The organism is Bacillus sp. EKM501B (genome assembly GCF_011800505.1).
Lineage (GTDB): Bacteria > Bacillota > Bacilli > Bacillales > Bacillaceae_G > Bacillus_A > Bacillus_A cereus.
Map to the genome: position 1 here is coordinate 31,608 of NZ_JAALFZ010000025.1, position 17,082 is coordinate 48,689.

Genomic DNA, 17,082 nt, shown 5'->3' on the forward strand with positions numbered 1-17,082 from the left:
AATGGGGATGGTAATTAGTGGAATGATTCCCTATTGGGGTTTCGGTATATGTATGGGTGAATCCTGCATACATATCATAAAAAGTCCGTATGAAAGAGTAGAAGAGTCCAGCAATGGATGTATACAAAAACCTTTGCTACATCATAGAAATCCATCGTTTTTCCAACAATGATTCCAATCTCGTTATGATGTCAGGGAAGAAAACAAGAAGAGAAGGAGGCATACGATGAAGAGATTTTTATGGTTCATTTCTACATTGTGCATGATTTTAGGATTGGTAACAGGGTGTAGTAGCAAAGATGACACTGAAATTCCCGTTACAAGAAATGTAGCGGAGAAAGACCAGCAGAAAGGAAGCGAAACAAAGAGAAACAAAGCAAAATTAGAAAGAAGAGAATAGTTATGAGGCAGCAGTGTCCGTACCTGTAAAAAAAGAAGAGTTTACGGGTAAACTGCAGTATCCAGAATTGGTCGAGCAAGCAATAAACCCAGTACCTGGGGAGAGTAAGAAACAAAATGCTAATAGAATCATCAAAGCTACGATACTGGATCATATCGATGGTGATACGTTTCGAGTGAAGTTAGCAAACGGTAAGGTAGAGGATGTGAGATTTCTATGTATTAAGATACGACTGAAGTACATCATCCAAGACTAGGGCTCCAACCATTCGGATTAGAAGGAGCGGCATTTACCGCAAAGTATGCGCCAGTGGGAAAAGAAGTAGAGTTAGAAATGGATGTAGGGGAACATGATAAGTTTAAAAGATTAGTAGCCTACGTGTGGGTCGATGGACAACTCTTAAATCAAATGCTGTGGAAAGGGAATTAGCGCGTGTTGCTTATATTTATCAGCCCAATACGAAGTATGTAGATTATTTGGAGAAGACGCAAAATTAAACACAAAAAGAAAAACGTGGCATATGGAGTGTGGAGGATTATGCTACATCAAAAGGATAACAACTGAAAAAGTAACGTTTCCTATTAAAAATAGGAAGCGTTTTTTATATTGTGGTGTACTCGAACAGGCTAGAGCGACTATAGTGATGTAATTATGTTTTCTGTGTAATACTATGATATCATGCTTTTACAGATACAAAAAAAGGAGCTGTTAGTAAAGCTAACTGCTCCAGATCAAGGAATCTCCAAGGGGAAAGGAGAAAGACTAAGGACTTTAAATGAGTTTTGGCTAATGCCTATCCCTATTATTGACGGAATAATAAGTTTTATTCAATCGTAACGAAAGTAATGTGTAAGTATGTTACAAGAATAGTCCAATACCTATCCATGCAACTCCTAATATAGACAATGATTCGATAATAATTAAACGTTTAGCCTCATCTTGTTTTGGCGTAGTTAGCTTCCTAATTAGGGAGAATAGTCCACTTATTCCACACAAAGTAAGAGCTAATAGTAGTAAAGTACTTGTCATCCTGATCACTCCTAGTATTTGGATATTCTTATTGTATACCAAGCTACAGACTGAAAAATAGTAATGTTATTGTATCTTTTCTATGAAGTATGTAAAGTGTGACGTGAATCTTCAATGGATAGAGGTCGTGTAAGGTAACTTTCAGTATTAGAAGTATGAATATTGCGTGAAAGGAATGCAGACTGTTGAAAATATAAAAAACGTATAGTACAATAAGGGTGTAAGCTAGATTATAACGAACAAGAAGTCGGGTGGTTCTGATTCTCGTTCTATTGATAGGTCGTAAGCTTCTTGAAAAGTCTTGGTTTGGTCACCAAGGCTTTTTTCGTACGCAGACAGGAATAAAAGCACTGCATGTCGCAATACTATATAGAGTAGTAATCTGGGTTTCAACGTCTTTGCACTTCAAAATGATACTGCATTGGTCGTGTGCAATGAAAGTATGGTCAGTACTTCACCTTGGAACCCAATCATAACTACAAACTGGTCTTAGTGTCGCTACTTATAGCGGCACTTTTTTATTTAAGAAGATGTCTTACATATTCAGTTATACCCTTACCTATTTCACTTTTGGTGAAAAAGTAATGTATATTTCTAAGGAAACTGAATGCTGTAACGATTGTGCCAAAAGAAAAAAGACGCTTACGTTTCTTTTCTCTCTCTGAACGTTTACGGGTGGTTCTAGTATTCTCCACGTTCTATTGTCACCTCCTCTAAAAAGAGAAGGGCAAAGACGGCACATATTCAGTGTACAGTGTTTGACAAATCTCTACAAGAACTTATTTTCTGGTATGGAACATTCGAATATGTAGGATCAATTTCGAGTAAGATGTTTGAAGAAAAGTACAAAGGTTATATGTACTGATTCTCTTTTACTAGATAAATAGTATCAGTGGATTTAAGATTTTTTCATGTTGTAATTAAGCTAAGTTAATGGAATACTATGATGAAATTTAGTGTGATAAAGGGCATAAGTGAATGGAGGGAATTGGATGGTTCATAACATAATACATAATAGATTCAAACTACGAGAAATCGAAGAAAATGATTGGAAGGATATACATATATACACATCACAGTCCATTGTGTACCGATACCAAGCATGGGGCCATAATTCGGAAACGGAAACAAAAGAATTTGTAAACCAAGTTCTTCAAGATGCAAGTAAGGTCCTGAGAAGTCGATTTTCTTTTGCATTGGTTGAATTGGAGTACGAAAGAGTGGTAGGGGCAGGTGCGATTATGATTCGAGATTTTACTAATAGGGAGGGAGAAATAGGGTATAACATAAATCCAGATTATTGGGGAAAGGGAGTTGCAACGGGAGTTGCAAGGTTGCTGATTACATTTGGATTTGAGGAATTAAATCTTCATCGTATTATCATGATGAGTGCGAATGCTGATGTACGGATTTGCACTTACATGAAGCAGAAAGTACACAGAATGTGGTTACACCGATTGGTAAAGTAGGGGGAAATGTGACTTGAAAAACAGCTATATAAAGGGATTTACAATAAATCACTTTATATAGCTGTTTACATAACATATCTAATAGGGATTTATAAAAAACAAGTGAATAAATCTCAAAACGAAAAGAATACTTATATCATTGAGATGGAAAGAGAAATTTAGTAGTTACATTTTGAAATTTGCATTTAAATAATATTTAGCAGAATGCTTAGCTAAACCGGCTATAATGAAAAGAATTAAAGGAAATGCTCTATTTCGACATCACAACAATTAAATTTTGTAAAATACACCATCTATTTAGTCTTAAGGAGTTAAAGTAAACTGTTTCGCATTAAAATGTTATATATTAGATATGTTCTATAAGCAATCGTTTATAATATTAATATGTATAGCTGAACGGACCAGAAACTAAAAGATATTTATACTGATGAAAGGTAGGGTATATGATGCCTTTATAAAAGCGTGAAAAAATAATCATTAACAACTTCGCACGAAATACCAATTTTACGAACAATAAGATGGATAAATATAAATCTAATACAGTATTTAGGGATTTCGAGCTCAATAGCATGAATCTCTATATATTGGTATGTGTCTATATAATTTATGTTTTATATGGAAATCAGTAAATACTGAACTATTCGTTAAAAATTTTTATAGTAAATTATCTTTTATTATATAGGATTTTTTCTTATATTGATCTAATTAACCCCTCATAATCATGATTAAATTAGCCAATTCATGTTAGATAACGAATTTTAAGCTGTTTTCATTTATTGATTTTTTGTATGAATTTATATATGTAAATTGTTTTATTTTACATACATTTATATGTAGTTTTTACACTAATTTTTATGGTCTTATACAAATTTATCACTTAGTTAGCTATAATTTATATTTGACTAACTACACTATACCTTTCAATTTTGAATATATTTTAGTGTTTCATAATTTAATTATGTAAATAAGTTTGTGTAAAAATTGAATTTAACGCGAACTTGTGTTCGTATCGTTTTTCTGTTATAGTATATATGAGGTGATTTTTATGGATTACAGCAAGCAACGTCAAAAATCCGTACATCGTAAAAAATTATACGAGAATCTAAATGAAATGCCCTTTTACATAGAAGAATTTGTGGAGTACAAAGAATTGCATGATGCCTCTCCCTCCACCCTACTGAATTATGTATATGATTTTAGAGTCTTCTTTAACTGGCTATTATCTGAACAAATTATTGAATTAAAGCCTATTAAAGACATATCTTTCTCTGATTTGGAGAATTTAAAGAAAAAAGATGTTGAGAACTTCATTAGATTTCTAAAACTACAACAAAACATGCAAAATTCCTCTGTTAACAGAAAAATTTCGGCCTTAAAATCTTTATTTAAGTACCTTACCTCCCTATCAGAGAATGAAGATGGAGAATGTTATTTTTATAGAAATGTAATGGCTAAAATAGAAATACATAAAGATAAAGAAACATTAAATGCTCGTGCAAAACGTATGAGATCTAAAATATTCCATAATGATGACGATCAAGAATTTTTGAATTACGTTAAATATGAACATGAAAAATCTTTAACAAAACATCAGTTGTTCTATTTCCTAAGAGATAAAGATCGTGATGTAGCTATCCTCTCCCTCTTTCTTGGTAGTGGTATTCGAGTAAGCGAATTAGCCGATCTACGTATAGAAGATATAAACTTAAAAGAAAGACTAATTGATGTAATCCGAAAAGGAAACAAAGAAGATTCTGTATGGATTACCCCAATTGCATTGAATGATCTTGAAAAGTATATAGAAATCAGAGATAACAAATATGCTCCAGGAAAAGAATTAAAAAATGTGTTTTTATCGAAGTATAAACATACTGCACAACCTCTATCAGTTAGGGCCATCCAAGATATAGTAGAAAAATATACTAAGGCCTATGGAAAAAGAATGTCTCCTCATAAATTAAGACATACATTGGCAAATAAGTTATACATGGAGGAGAAAGACTCTTTACAAGTGATGCAGCAACTTGGACATACTAGTCAAGATACAGCATTGTTATATACTCAACTTGGGGAAACAACTATTAAAGATAGTTTAGGAAGAATAGGAAAGAATAAAGAATAAAAGTTCAGTAATTTTATTTTGCTGGACTTTTATTACGACATTTAAATAAGGTGTATTATTCGATTCCACCTTTATTTTACCATGTAAAAAATACATAATAACACGATTTTTCACCACGTATGCTTAGCAGATAAATTTTAAAAATACATAGATGTTGTTAATAATAAAAAAAACCAAATTCTAATTGAGAATTTGGTTTTTTTTATTATTTTTCCATCTTTTCTTTAATAGCTAAATTGCGTAAATAATCTAAAACGGGGAGCATATCTTTTGGAGCTGTCAAATCGTTTACTGAAAAGGATACATTCTTCTCATCGTCTGTTATTCCCAACTCATAAGAAAAAGCATCCACTCCTTGGATAGTAGCCCCATTTACTTCACTAGGTTTAAGATGTAAAAGATTAGATTGTTGAATTAAATTAATTAATTCCTTAGCTTGTTCCTCTGGTAAATCCGTCGTATCCGTCTGAAAGGTTAAGTGGAGGTTAGCAAGACCCCCGGTACAACTAAATTTAATATGCATATTAGCCCCTCCCTTCATGATACAGAATCTGATTAAGAAGGTAAACCAACCGATTTAAAAGCTGATTCTACTGTTTTTGCAGCTGTTTGCGGAACTTCGCCACTATCTACAAGTTTTTGTGCTGCTTTAGTTACAATTTGAGCAAATTGATTGAAATTAGTAGTTGCAAATAAGTTGTGCATTGTATTATACCATATTAAAGCTGCTTTATCTGTTCCAATTTCCATAGATACAAGATAAAACACTTTATTTGGTATACCACTATTTATATGAACACCGTGGTTATCCTGAGATCCTTGATAATAATTTTTCATATGATCTGGTTGCATATCCTTACCCATTAGTTTATTGTCAAATGCAGTGCCAGGTGCTTTCATTGAACGAAGAGCTTGTCCTTTTAATGTTGGTCCCATTATATCAGCACCAATTAACCAATCCGCATCTTTTGCCGTTTGCTTTAAATAAGATTGCTTAATTGCAATTCCGAACACGTCCGAAATATGCTCATTCAAAGCTCCAGATTGTCCATCATATTCTAATCCATTAGTAAATTGAGTAATTCCATGTGTTAGTTCGTGCCCTATAACATCAAGTGAATTTGTAAAACTAGTAAAAATAGTTCCATCCCCATCACCAAACACCATTTCATCCCCGTCCCAAAAAGCATTTTGATAGTTATGACCAAAATGAACATTCAAAATGAGATCAAGACCATTGTCATCAATAGAATTACGGTGGAACACATTTTTGTAATAATCACGTACTATACCAGCATAATCATACGCATGGTTAACCGCGTTATCCCCAATTGATCTATCGCCTTCTTTTCTAACCTCTTTAACTCGAAGGTCTCTTCCACCATTACAATCATATACATGGCGTGCAGATTCACCTTTAGGTCCTGCTCCTGCATCAGTTAAAGCGACAACCCCATTAATATCATATTCTTTCAAGCTTCTACGTTTTCGAATTTGGCGACTTTTTGCTAAACTGATTCGTGCGGCTTCTATATCGTTTTGTGCTAAATTCTCCAGAATATAGGTTGGAACAATAAAGCATTGACATTTCTTATGCGAACAACGTTTTGTATGCATAATTTACACCCTTTCGTGATAGTAGTTTATAACATCTCTATTAATTTGTTCTTTATGTTTGAAGTTTATACAATTTATTTAATAAATTCATTAACAATTTATATACTTTGAGATTATCAAGATCTAAATTTTAAAAATACTTAAAATAAGTTAGCGTCTTCATACTTTTTCAATTCATCTATTATTATATAATTAAATTTTAATATATCTTTATTACCTTAAAGAGGAATTCAACATGTAATGGAAGTTTATAAGTTATTTGCCCCCGCCTTTATAGAAAGCTGTAACAAACCAGAAACAGATATTATTATATAGCAATTATTTAAGTTTTATAATTATATATCCTATTATAAAATTATAATGAATAAATTAAAAACGTTCTTAAAAAAAGAGTCATTTTTGGGGTAGATTTTAATTATTCAACTAACTATAAACACTCACTTTATTCCTGACTTGATGTTAATAATAAAACTAAAATCTTATAGTTTTTTTCAGCATCGCACCTAAATTTTTACCATTCACTCTATCTTCTACTTATAGCAGCAAATCTATTTTTTTCTACCACTTTTTGTACCACTACTTATTAAAAGGATATTTTACAAACATTATTTACTTTATAAAGCTTCGTTCACCGCATTGAATACATCCACTCTACCATGCCCAAACCAAAGAAGTACCTCCAAAAAGACTTGTTACGTTTTCTGATATACAAGCTCCATGCAAAACGGGGATAAATCCAGTTGCTGTTGTAATTGATATTCCTGTAATAGTCATTAGAAAATATTCATGCAGCTTACTACTAGCCGCTGATATTGAAAAGTGAAAACCATAAATTGATTATAATTTCTTAATAGAAAAAATATTTCCTCCCATTTTATTAATATAACTTTAGAATAAAAAACAAAACACAGATAATACTATATTCTGTTTAAATAAATTTTTAGGAGCTGTTAGCAATACCGTTAAAAAATTATGGAGTTTTAAAAGGTCAAGTTGTAGGATATACCCCTCCTGACAATAAGGATAGCACACCTCATTTTACAGTTAATATCTCAGATAATAATAACCGTGAATACGAAATTATTATTAATGTCAAATCAAAAGAAAGACCATCAGAGTTATTGTATTATGCAGGTAAAAATTTTCATTCTGAGCAAATTACAAACCTACCTAACTTAAATTACGGCTTCACAAACATTACTAGTAATAATAGAGAAATTGCGCTTGATTATATTCGAGGTAATTTACTTGACCGTTGTAAATTAGTTCCACTTCCAGTAACTGCACCTTGTGAGGATAACGATTTGCAAGATAAATTTTTAAATTACATGAAAACATCTGAAAATAATCCAAAAGTTGATATTTATGCATATGGTGAAGAAATCCCTCCTGGAATTCATGATGTCCACATGAACCAAGGAAATGTAGGAAGTTTTAAAAAAGATGACGGCATTTGGCAAGATGGTGAAGTACTTTTCCATTATAAAGATACTGATAAATGGGAAGCTGTCTTTTTAGCGTTCCAGTCACAGTCATGGTGTACAGATGACTCAGGCCATGCAATTAAACCTGTTGAAGATTGTAATTACAAAAGCGATTGTTAGTAATAAAGTTTAGAAATATATTCCTATATTTCATTAGCATATTTTTTAGAGTCAAATCCATCATAGTTACTTAGGACTTCAACAGACAAATATTCTTTTGGAAACCGCATGAAGTGTGAACGATAACCCGCCCGACTTCCTGAATGTTCCAAGTACCGACAGTTAAAACATTTTGCAACACTCAGTCCAAAAGCATAGTTTTCATTATCAATAATCTTCTTTCCAGTTGAAGAAAGTTTTGGACCTATTTTGCTCATTCTTTTAACATGGTCTTTTCCACTTTATTTATGAAAAAATAAAATTTTTATATAAAAGACACACAATTAAACAAACATAACTACATATGATATATTGTATCCTCTCTTTTTAGATTGAATAGTCTTTACAAAAGGGCACTTTCCTAAGTGCTCTTCTAATTACATACCAAATAACGTTTTTGTTTAAAATAATCGCTACAGAATAATTGGACACATTCCCCAATTTATTTATCCTTAAATCCATGTTAAAACCCATTGTGAGTATGACATAACTCAACCCAGTGAAGCACTGTAACATTTCATGCAAGGCTTCTTTTTTTATCAAGCCGTTAGTTAATTGCACCGACTACCTTGACGTACAAGGTATCGTTTTTGTTAAATTTCTTTAAAATTATATATATTTATAACCAATAATTAGTTATACCATTAAAATTCCCAATAGTTATTATTATGGAATCGACAATTGCAATAACTTTACTTCCAACATAGTAATACTTCTCGATTCTCACCCCCTTGGAGCGCACCTTGGGATTGATTCAATTTAAATAAAGATTTTGTTTAAAAGTTGCACCATCATTAGAAACATACAATATCATGTTCACTTTTTTTCTATATAAATCTTGATCAAAGAGCGCTTTGAAAAGTGCTTGTTTTATTTAAAAACTACACCAAAGTGAAAGAAATACGCATACAATGTCGTGTATTCTTTTTCAATGTTTGTTTAGGTGAAAGAGCACTCTCCAGGGCGCCCTTTCATTTTTAGAAAGGATTTTGTTTAAAATATAAAAATAAAAACATATTTAGTTTAACCACTCATATACTTTTATAGGTGTTGTCATTTGGTCATGGAGTGCTCATCAGGCACTCCTATTTTTATGCTTAATAAATAACTACTTTGTTAAAATGAACACTTTATATTTTATAATTAAAACTTTTTAATATAAATACAAGCTGTAATCATTTTCTTTAGAGCTAAATCAATATAAGAAGAAAGCACATGCGCCAGTAGGGACTCTCTTAATGTGAGAAGTATTTTTCAATGAGCATTGAAATTAAAATGAGTTACAAACCTATAAACCTGTCCTTCAATTCAATATATGCTTGTCTTTACCAAAAAGTGAGAACAAAAGAGAGCACTCTCCCAATAAGTGCTCTCTTTTGAAAAATATAGAGGAACATGTTGGAAACCGTTCAATATCATTATATTGATGATTCTAACCAACTATAACTAATATATCCATTAAAACCGGTTAATGTGTAATTTTTATATAACAAAGAAAAAAGCATCCGTTATGGATGCTTTCCTTATCTATACTTGCACAACTCTTTGGATATATAAAACTTAAAAAGAGTCTTATGAAACTCGTATTGTAATTTAGATATTTTATTTAGCTGATTGAGATGCCGTCTGTTATCTTTTCTCTTTTTGTATTTCCAATTATAATAAGTTAGTGCGCATTCTGCCCTATTGTAATTGCATGAAGCTAAGAAATATGAAAGGACCGCAAGACTAAAAAAAAGCGCTGCAGTCATATGATTCTTTCTTTTTTATTAGTAAAAGTCGGTTTTCCCCTCACTCCCTACTGACTCAGAGGTACGACATAAATATTCCTCATTCCCCTTAACTTTTACATATGTTTTATCAAATCTTCAGGAATTGCTTGTTAATCTAAAATGGATATTGGTTAAATCTTTTTCCATAAATCAATGCTTACTTACTTTATTTTTTGCATATAAAAGGTTAAGAAGCTGCATATATTCATCTTCTTGTCCAATATCAAATCGTTTACCCTCAATCATTTTTCCATATACTTTTTTAGTCATAATTAAAGAATGTATCGCATCTGTTAATTGATATTCCCCCCCAACACCAGGTTGAAGCTTTTTTAATAATGGAAAGATATCCGGTGTGAAAACATATCTACCAATTACTGCGAGATTAGATGGAGGATTTACTTTTGGTTTTTCAACAATATTTGTAACATCTATACAATCTTCTCTTACAATATTCCCTTCAATAATACCATACTTTTCTACACATTCATTTGGTACCCTATGAATGCCTATTACACTATTTTTCTTCTCTTTATAAATTTTAATTAACTGGCTTAAAGCGGTTTCTTTATCTGAAACTACAATATCATCTGGTAAGAGTACAGCAAAAGGTTCATTACCAATAAATGTTTCACCTAATTTTATCGCCTCACCAAGTCCTTTCGCATATGACTGTCTTATATAATGAATTTGAATCTTAGGGATAGTAAGCTCTTTTAAAAGATGAGATTTTTTCTCTTTTTCCAAAAAAGCTTCCAATTCTAATGATTGATCAAAGTAATCAACTATTAAATCCTTTCTGCTAGAAAGTACAATTAATATTTGCTCAACACCTGACTTCACAGCCTCTTCAACAATATAATGAATCGCCGGTTTATTACCTATAGGAAACATTTCTTTTGGAATTACCTTTGTAATTGGAAGGCTCCTCGTGCCGTAACCAGCTGCTGGAATAATTGCTTTTTTAATCACTAATCTCTCTCCTTCAATTGTTTATAACAATGTATTCAGTACCCTTTGTACCTGCGCATAATGAAATCAAAAGAGGCCTTTACCTTCTGCCTACTTTCATTGCTTATATGAATAGGCCCTTTTACTTGTCACCAATCAAACTTGTCCATCAATATACTGTTACAACTAGTACTAAGTTTAGAAAGGTGATTAGCATATGAAAATATGTATTATAGGCTCTGGTTATGTTGGTATTACATCAGCAACAGTATTAGCAGACTTAGGTCATGATGTTATATGCGTAGATAAAGATCAAGATAAAATTTCCTCTCTCCAAAAGGGAGAATGTCCCATTTATGAACCTGATTTAAAAGAACTTATTCACAAAAATCGAAAACGATTACAATTCAGTTGTGATATTGATAGTACTATTCGACAATCGCCTATTATTTTTATTGCCGTAGGGACTCCTTCCACATCAAGTGGAAAGACGGATTTAAATTATATCTATTCTGTTATCGATCTACTAGTTCCAGCTATAACATCGTATAAAACTATTATTACCAAAAGTACAGTTCCACCAGGTACAAATCAACAAATATGTGAAAAGCTTATTAAATCTGGGGTTTCATCATCCCTATTCAATATTGTTTCTAATCCTGAATTTCTTCGTGAAGGTTCTGCTGTTCGTGATATGCTCAACCCAGATAGAACTATTATAGGAATCCAAAATGGTGACACAAAGTCGTTAAAAATTATGCAGAATATATATAAAGGAATTAGTGCTCCTTTCGTTTGTACTGGTCTAAATGAAGCAGAGATGATTAAATATACATCCAATGCATTTTTAGCTACAAAAATATCATTTATAAATGAAATCGCACGAATTTGTGATGCATATAACATTGACATTGTTGAGGTGGCAAAAGGAATTGGCCATGACTTTCGAATTAACCCTCATTTTCTTCAGGCGGGAATGGGATATGGAGGATCATGCTTCCCAAAAGATTTACATTCACTCATCTATACAGCAAATGATAGGCACGTAGCAGTTCCTATCTTAAAAGCTGTACAATCCATTAACTCCACACAAATAGATCTCTATGTTGAAAAAATTCAAAAAGCTATAAAAAAACCCTTTTCAAAAAAAATAACGGTGTTAGGAATTTCCTTTAAGCCAAATACTGATGATATTCGTAGCTCCCTTGCCGTAATACTTCTTGAAAAATTAATTCCTCATGGCTATGATCTACATGCTTATGACCCCAAAGCTCTTCTTCCTCCACATTTAAAAAAACAAGTTACACAGCATGGTAACCTAGAATCTTCAATCACAAATTCTGATTGCATTATTATCGCAACGGAATGGGATGAATTTAAAACACTTAATTGGAAACAAGTCAAACAAGTTATGAAGGGATGCACAATCGTAGATGGACGCAATTGTATTGAAAAAGATGAAATAGAAAAATACGGATTACAATATATTGGAGTGGGTCGGTCATGAAAATACTTGTAACAGGAGCCGCTGGTTTCATTGGCTCACATTTGTGTCAAGCGTTACTTAAAAATAGTGCATATCATGTAGTTGGAATTGATCATTTCATCGGTCCTACTCCAGCTACTTTAAAGATAGATAATATACAATCTCTCAAATTGAATTCGCGTTTCCAATTCATACAAGAAGATATTTTAAATACAGATTTACCGAAACTATTACAAGATATAGATGTTGTTTATCATCTAGCTGCTATTCCTGGTGTGAGAACAAGTTGGGGAAAAGATTTCCAGCCTTATGTTTCAAATAATATAATGGTTACACAGCAGTTGCTTGAAGCCTGTAAACACATACAATTAGATAAATTTATTCACATATCAACATCTTCTGTTTATGGTGAAAAATCTGGCGCAGTTTCTGAAGATTTATTACCTACGCCCCTCTCTCCATACGGTGTTACCAAATTAAGTGGTGAACACTTATGTCATGTTTATCACAAAAATTTTCATATACCAATTGTTATTTTAAGATATTTCACAGTTTATGGGCCAAGACAGCGTCCTGATATGGCATTTCATAGATTAATTAAACAACTGCTAGTAGATAAACCTCTCACAATATTTGGTGATGGAACACAAACACGTGATTTTACCTATATTGATGACTGTATACGAGGAACAGTAGCCGCTTTAGAAACAAAAAAAAATATAGTAGGTGAAGTTATCAATATCGGTGGAAAAGAACAAGCATCCATTTTAGACATCATTTCTATGTTAGAAAAAATATCAGGGAAATCAGCAAGCAAAAAGTTCCTAAAATCAGTTCCTGGGGAACCGAAGCAAACATGGGCAGATATATCTAAGGCTAGTACATTACTGCAATATTCTCCAACAGTTTCTCTATCCGATGGGTTGAAAGCAGAATTTCATTATATAAAACAACTATACAAAGGGGATTAGTTTATGAAAATTGCATATATATGTACAGAAAAATTACCATCTCCGGCAATTAAAGGTGGAGCAATTCAAATGATGATTGATGGAGTGTCCCCCTATATAAGTCAAGATTATGAACTTACTATTTTCTCAATTTCAGATCCAAGTCTTCCAAATCAAAAAACACAAGATAATGTCAATTACGTGTATTTTCCTCAAAAAGAATATGAACAGCATGTTATAAGAACACTCCAAGCCAATACTTTTGATATTATACATGTCTTTAATCGACCTAAAAATATACCTATATATAAACAAGCTTCTCCACACAGTAAATTTGTATTAGGTCTTCATAACGACATGTTTGCTGAGCATAAACTATCCATTTATGAAGGCAATCTTATTCTTGAAATGGTTACCGCCATTGTGACCGTTAGCAACTATATTAAACAAACTGTGATTGAAAGATTTCCACAAGCTGAAGAAAAGATTTCTATTGTCTACTCTGGTGTAAATTTAAAACAATCCCCCTCCATCTGGACACCAACAGGACAAAAGATAAGAAATGCATTTCGTACAAAATACGGTATCCAAGATAAAAAGGTGATTCTATTTGTTGGCCGATTATGCAAAAATAAAGGACCTGACTTACTCATTCATGCTATGAAGAAAATTATTCAAACACATAAGGATACGGTACTTGTAATTGTTGGTGGTAAATGGTTTAGTGATAACCGAGTAAATAAATATGTTAAAAAGCTATATAAAATGGCTAAGCCAATTAAAGAACACGTAATTTTCACCAAATTTATTCCTGCAGATCAAATTCATAATATTTTTCTAATGGGGGATATATTTATATGTAGCTCACAATGGAACGAACCATTGGCACGTGTTCATTATGAAGCAATGGCTGCTGGAATCCCAATTATTACAACAAACCGTGGGGGAAATGCTGAAGTTATAACAGATGAATATAACGGCTGCCTAGTAGAACAGTATAATAATCCAATGGAGTTTGCCAGACTTGTCCACGCTTTGTTATCCCAACGAGAATTTGCACAATGGATTGCTGAAAACGGAAGAAAGGTTGTAGAAGAAAACTTTACATTTAAACATACAGCGACAAAACTTGATCAGGTATATAAACAAGTCGCAGAATCTGCAAATCAACCTTCTAAAAACTTATTACGCCCTCTCAAAATTCAAATCATTTAAACTATCGGTATTATCCATTTTCATTCAGGTCCACAAAATTTAAACATAGAGCTAAATAGAATTAAATATTTTTGATATAAATACAATTTTCTTTCCTTACAAAGTTTTTTTATAGGGTAAACTCAATGGAGTAAGAATGCAGCATTAATCTTTTCTCCGTTTCTTTAACAAGATGATTTAATATAGCAAGGAAACAACTAAATACAAAATAACTACAAATAATTGTTCTCACAAATAAGATTTTTTATCCTTGATTCGGCCAAATACAAATTTGTATACCTTATCGATTAATATGGATTGCATCTCGTTTCCTTGTGAAATTTTTGTACTATAAAATAAAAATATAGGCTAATGCCTACCTAGGGTCAACCTCTTCCTATATTTAGAAGTTCACATTTTTACCTATTATATGTAGAGAGCAAAAAACGCTTGGGGAAACCAAGCGTTTTTAAGTATCAATTATTTTATGCGTCTTCTTCTTCGCCCTCGTCTTCTTCGTCCTCTTCGTCTTCTTCTTCGTCCTCTTCTTCGTCCTCTTCTTCGTCTTCTTCTTCGTCCTCTTCTTCGTCTTCTTCTTCGTCTTCTTCTTCGTCCTCTTCTTCGTCCTCTTCTTCGTCCTCTTCTTCGTCCTCTTCTTCGTCTTCTTCGTCCTCTTCTTCTTCGTCCTCTTCTTCGTCTGTAAAAGTAACTTCTGTTTCATCAAAATATTGAATTTCAACCTCTACACCATTATGCGTGCCTGATTGTATTACTTCAGCTAGAGCTTTTAGAACTTCTTGTAAATCATCACCAGGATTAACACTAAAGCCATTCTCAACATCTAGTTTTATTTTTGCCCTTTTCACATCAGCCATTTACCTAACTCCTTCCATATAGATTTATATATACTATGTTGAAAGAGTATAAAAAGATTAATATATTTGCGGAAGTTTCATTAATCGTTCTCATTAGCGTTATTTACCAATTTTGATACCCATGGACCTTTTAATGGATGATCCGGAGTAATAATAGTGACTTTTATTTTTGGCTTTTCTATTTGCGTTAAAACGATCTCATTTAATTCCTCACTTTGTTCTTCCAGTTCCATTACATCTTGAATCTCTTTATCCTGTACTTCATCAATCATTGTAGTTTTTGGTGGTGACTTGTCTTCTAAATCTAGCAATCCGATTTTGGGTAACTCCTCTAATTCCACTTCCTTAATAATCGCTAAATTCTCTAGTACCGAAGATTCATTTAGTACAATATTTTTTTGCTGCTCATACTCTGACAATTCCCATCCCATTGGCCCTGGTGGAGAAAACACAAATTTCTCTAAATCTAAAATAGGGATTACTATCTCTTCATGTTCTGAACTCATTTTATTTCCCCCCACTATTGCTCTTGATTTCATGATATATATCAGAAAAATTTTGTAAAAATTCTTCCTTAGAATCTTCAAGTGCAATAATATTTTGCAATGCCCAAATATACTTTTCGTCAGACCACGAACGCTTTTGTCCTAAATAGTATTTATGTGCAATTGAACAGAATAAGTGCGGAAACGATAAATCAGTCCAAAGAACACGAAATTGTTTTTCTGAAAAGGAATTTTCCGAATTATATGCACTCAACATATGAATAGCTAAATTAGTATCCCAAACTGACATTTTTTTCATTACTTTATTTAAAATAATACGTAGGTCCCTAACTGGTAAATCACTTGTAATAGAATGTAGCTCTTTCATAAACATAGCATCATCTATTTCTGTAAACCTCGCTAAGGTAAAATCTTGCTGACAAAAACTATTAGATGCAATAACTTCTTTTGTCCATTGGTCATAATATGGATCATTTAGTTCTTGTAATGCTTTCTTTCCACGTGCTAACATCTTATCAACATACTCTAAAAACATACTTGAAAATACATCATCTGGAAAGGAAAGTGCAATTCTTTTGTTTCCTTCTAACTCTTGTAATTTCCATCTGTATAATTTATGCCATTTTCCTAATCGACTCCGAATTTTACTTTCTTTCATCGGAATATATCCTTCCGATGCTTGATGGAATTTACCTGCATATATTAGTACCTTCTCTAATTGTTCTTTATTATAATAAATGACTTCTTTCCCTTGATGCTTATCATATAGTACATACGCATACTCATTAGATCCAATACAAAAGCCCCCTCTTTTTGTTTTATGAATTTTTGTAATTGGCAATCCATTTTGAAGGAGATGTAAATGGGCTCCAGCAATAAATAGCATCCTTTTGGGGTGCATTTGTGCTTGTTTTAATATTTTTAACCCTTCTTCTGTTTCAACTTCCCACATTGTTCTCCCACTTCTGCTTGATTGTAAAAAAATATTACTTATTTCAAATGGATAAAAGCTAAGGACCTTTTTTAAATGTTCACTCTCTAATCCAGTTGTTTCTTCCACCTTTCATC

The 17,082-nt window shown here is 32.4% G+C and carries 15 protein-coding genes and 2 pseudogenes; 9 read left to right on the forward strand and 8 right to left on the reverse strand.

The annotated features are described in order from the left end of the window. The first annotated feature begins 226 nt into the window (after positions 1 to 226). From HFD78_RS26165 to HFD78_RS29695, 3 genes and pseudogenes are all read left to right on the forward strand, one after another. Positions 227 to 400 (forward strand): hypothetical protein, encoded by a 174-nt coding sequence (locus tag HFD78_RS26165; protein ID WP_167754543.1) that lies wholly within the window; start codon positions 227 to 229, stop codon positions 398 to 400. A 13-nt stretch (positions 401 to 413) separates the two neighbouring features. Then, positions 414 to 656 carry a hypothetical protein gene (locus tag HFD78_RS29690; protein WP_000115905.1) on the forward strand — a complete coding sequence of 81 codons (243 nt, stop codon included), beginning with the start codon at positions 414 to 416 and terminating at the stop codon, positions 654 to 656. Between the two features lie 29 nt (positions 657 to 685). Next, positions 686 to 829, forward strand: a pseudogene (locus HFD78_RS29695) (thermonuclease family protein); the annotation flags it as partial. Between the two features lie 429 nt (positions 830 to 1,258). On the opposite strand, the gene HFD78_RS26175 reads toward HFD78_RS29695, so the two are convergent. Beyond that, the gene (locus tag HFD78_RS26175) at positions 1,259 to 1,429 is read right to left on the reverse strand and encodes a hypothetical protein (RefSeq protein ID WP_000204757.1); all 171 of its coding nucleotides are present in this window, start codon (positions 1,427 to 1,429) and stop codon (positions 1,259 to 1,261) included. 992 nt (positions 1,430 to 2,421) lie between these two features. Between HFD78_RS26175 and HFD78_RS26180 the strand changes: the two genes are divergently transcribed. Both HFD78_RS26180 and xerS read left to right on the forward strand, forming a co-directional pair. Then, positions 2,422 to 2,898: a GNAT family N-acetyltransferase gene (locus tag HFD78_RS26180; protein ID WP_000233521.1), complete on the forward strand. Its 477-nt coding sequence runs from the start codon at positions 2,422 to 2,424 to the stop codon at positions 2,896 to 2,898. A 1,045-nt stretch (positions 2,899 to 3,943) separates the two neighbouring features. Next, a complete protein-coding gene (xerS, locus tag HFD78_RS26185) occupies positions 3,944 to 5,020 on the forward strand; it encodes a tyrosine recombinase XerS (protein WP_000386606.1) in 1,077 nt (358 codons plus the stop codon). 205 nt (positions 5,021 to 5,225) lie between these two features. Here the strand turns inward: xerS and HFD78_RS26190 are convergent, their stop codons facing one another. Together HFD78_RS26190 and HFD78_RS26195 are read right to left on the reverse strand one after the other, a co-directional pair. Beyond that, complete coding sequence (locus HFD78_RS26190; RefSeq protein WP_098219043.1) at positions 5,226 to 5,543, reverse strand: protealysin inhibitor emfourin; 318 nt, start codon at positions 5,541 to 5,543, stop codon at positions 5,226 to 5,228. A gap of 32 nt (positions 5,544 to 5,575) precedes the next feature. Further along, positions 5,576 to 6,637, reverse strand: a complete 1,062-nt coding sequence (locus HFD78_RS26195) for a M4 family metallopeptidase (protein WP_000556976.1) — start codon at positions 6,635 to 6,637, stop codon at positions 5,576 to 5,578. Between the two features lie 956 nt (positions 6,638 to 7,593). On the opposite strand from HFD78_RS26195, the gene HFD78_RS26200 reads away from it, so the two are divergent. Next, positions 7,594 to 8,241, forward strand: a complete 648-nt coding sequence (locus HFD78_RS26200) for a YukJ family protein (protein WP_033668192.1) — start codon at positions 7,594 to 7,596, stop codon at positions 8,239 to 8,241. 23 nt (positions 8,242 to 8,264) lie between these two features. On the opposite strand, the pseudogene HFD78_RS29700 reads toward HFD78_RS26200, so the two are convergent. Further along, positions 8,265 to 8,519 (reverse strand): annotated as a pseudogene (locus tag HFD78_RS29700) (hypothetical protein); the annotation flags it as partial. A 1,683-nt stretch (positions 8,520 to 10,202) separates the two neighbouring features. Next, complete coding sequence (gene galU / locus HFD78_RS26205; RefSeq protein WP_000591179.1) at positions 10,203 to 11,024, reverse strand: UTP--glucose-1-phosphate uridylyltransferase GalU; 822 nt, start codon at positions 11,022 to 11,024, stop codon at positions 10,203 to 10,205. Between the two features lie 196 nt (positions 11,025 to 11,220). Here galU and HFD78_RS26210 point away from each other — a divergent pair, with 196 nt between their 5' ends. The 3 genes from HFD78_RS26210 to HFD78_RS26220 are packed head-to-tail and all read left to right on the forward strand — an operon-like array spanning position 11,221 to position 14,654. Next, positions 11,221 to 12,510, forward strand: a complete 1,290-nt coding sequence (locus HFD78_RS26210; protein ID WP_098219050.1) for a UDP-glucose dehydrogenase family protein — start codon at positions 11,221 to 11,223, stop codon at positions 12,508 to 12,510. After that, positions 12,507 to 13,460, forward strand: a complete 954-nt coding sequence (locus HFD78_RS26215) for an NAD-dependent epimerase/dehydratase family protein (protein ID WP_000699348.1) — start codon at positions 12,507 to 12,509, stop codon at positions 13,458 to 13,460. The genes HFD78_RS26210 and HFD78_RS26215 overlap by 4 nt, the downstream gene beginning before the upstream one ends. 3 nt (positions 13,461 to 13,463) lie before the next feature. Next, positions 13,464 to 14,654 (forward strand): glycosyltransferase family 4 protein, encoded by a 1,191-nt coding sequence (locus HFD78_RS26220; RefSeq protein WP_000686381.1) that lies wholly within the window; start codon positions 13,464 to 13,466, stop codon positions 14,652 to 14,654. Between the two features lie 464 nt (positions 14,655 to 15,118). Here the strand turns inward: HFD78_RS26220 and HFD78_RS26225 are convergent, their stop codons facing one another. From HFD78_RS26225 to cotS, 3 genes are all read right to left on the reverse strand, one after another. Beyond that, the gene (locus HFD78_RS26225; protein WP_191968129.1) at positions 15,119 to 15,508 is read right to left on the reverse strand and encodes a hypothetical protein; all 390 of its coding nucleotides are present in this window, start codon (positions 15,506 to 15,508) and stop codon (positions 15,119 to 15,121) included. A gap of 80 nt (positions 15,509 to 15,588) precedes the next feature. After that, positions 15,589 to 16,014 (reverse strand): hypothetical protein, encoded by a 426-nt coding sequence (locus HFD78_RS26230; RefSeq protein WP_000093546.1) that lies wholly within the window; start codon positions 16,012 to 16,014, stop codon positions 15,589 to 15,591. 1 nt (position 16,015) lies between these two features. Then, complete coding sequence (gene cotS, locus HFD78_RS26235) at positions 16,016 to 17,074, reverse strand: spore coat putative kinase CotS (RefSeq protein WP_000393189.1); 1,059 nt, start codon at positions 17,072 to 17,074, stop codon at positions 16,016 to 16,018. Positions 17,075 to 17,082: the final 8 nt, after the last annotated feature.

What these genes read in the sequence shown, in the direction of transcription:
- HFD78_RS26165 (WP_167754543.1), top strand. Translation starts at nt 227, where the DNA reads ATGAAGAGATTTTTATGGTTCATTTCTACATTGTGCATGATTTTAGGA.
- HFD78_RS26175 (WP_000204757.1), bottom strand. Translation starts at nt 1,429, where the DNA reads ATGACAAGTACTTTACTACTATTAGCTCTTACTTTGTGTGGAATAAGT.
- HFD78_RS26180 (WP_000233521.1), top strand. Translation starts at nt 2,422, where the DNA reads ATGGTTCATAACATAATACATAATAGATTCAAACTACGAGAAATCGAA.
- xerS (WP_000386606.1), top strand. Translation starts at nt 3,944, where the DNA reads ATGGATTACAGCAAGCAACGTCAAAAATCCGTACATCGTAAAAAATTA.
- HFD78_RS26190 (WP_098219043.1), bottom strand. Translation starts at nt 5,543, where the DNA reads ATGCATATTAAATTTAGTTGTACCGGGGGTCTTGCTAACCTCCACTTA.
- HFD78_RS26195 (WP_000556976.1), bottom strand. Translation starts at nt 6,637, where the DNA reads ATGCATACAAAACGTTGTTCGCATAAGAAATGTCAATGCTTTATTGTT.
- HFD78_RS26210 (WP_098219050.1), top strand. Translation starts at nt 11,221, where the DNA reads ATGAAAATATGTATTATAGGCTCTGGTTATGTTGGTATTACATCAGCA.
- HFD78_RS26215 (WP_000699348.1), top strand. Translation starts at nt 12,507, where the DNA reads ATGAAAATACTTGTAACAGGAGCCGCTGGTTTCATTGGCTCACATTTG.
- HFD78_RS26220 (WP_000686381.1), top strand. Translation starts at nt 13,464, where the DNA reads ATGAAAATTGCATATATATGTACAGAAAAATTACCATCTCCGGCAATT.
- HFD78_RS26225 (WP_191968129.1), bottom strand. Translation starts at nt 15,508, where the DNA reads ATGGCTGATGTGAAAAGGGCAAAAATAAAACTAGATGTTGAGAATGGC.
- HFD78_RS26230 (WP_000093546.1), bottom strand. Translation starts at nt 16,014, where the DNA reads ATGAGTTCAGAACATGAAGAGATAGTAATCCCTATTTTAGATTTAGAG.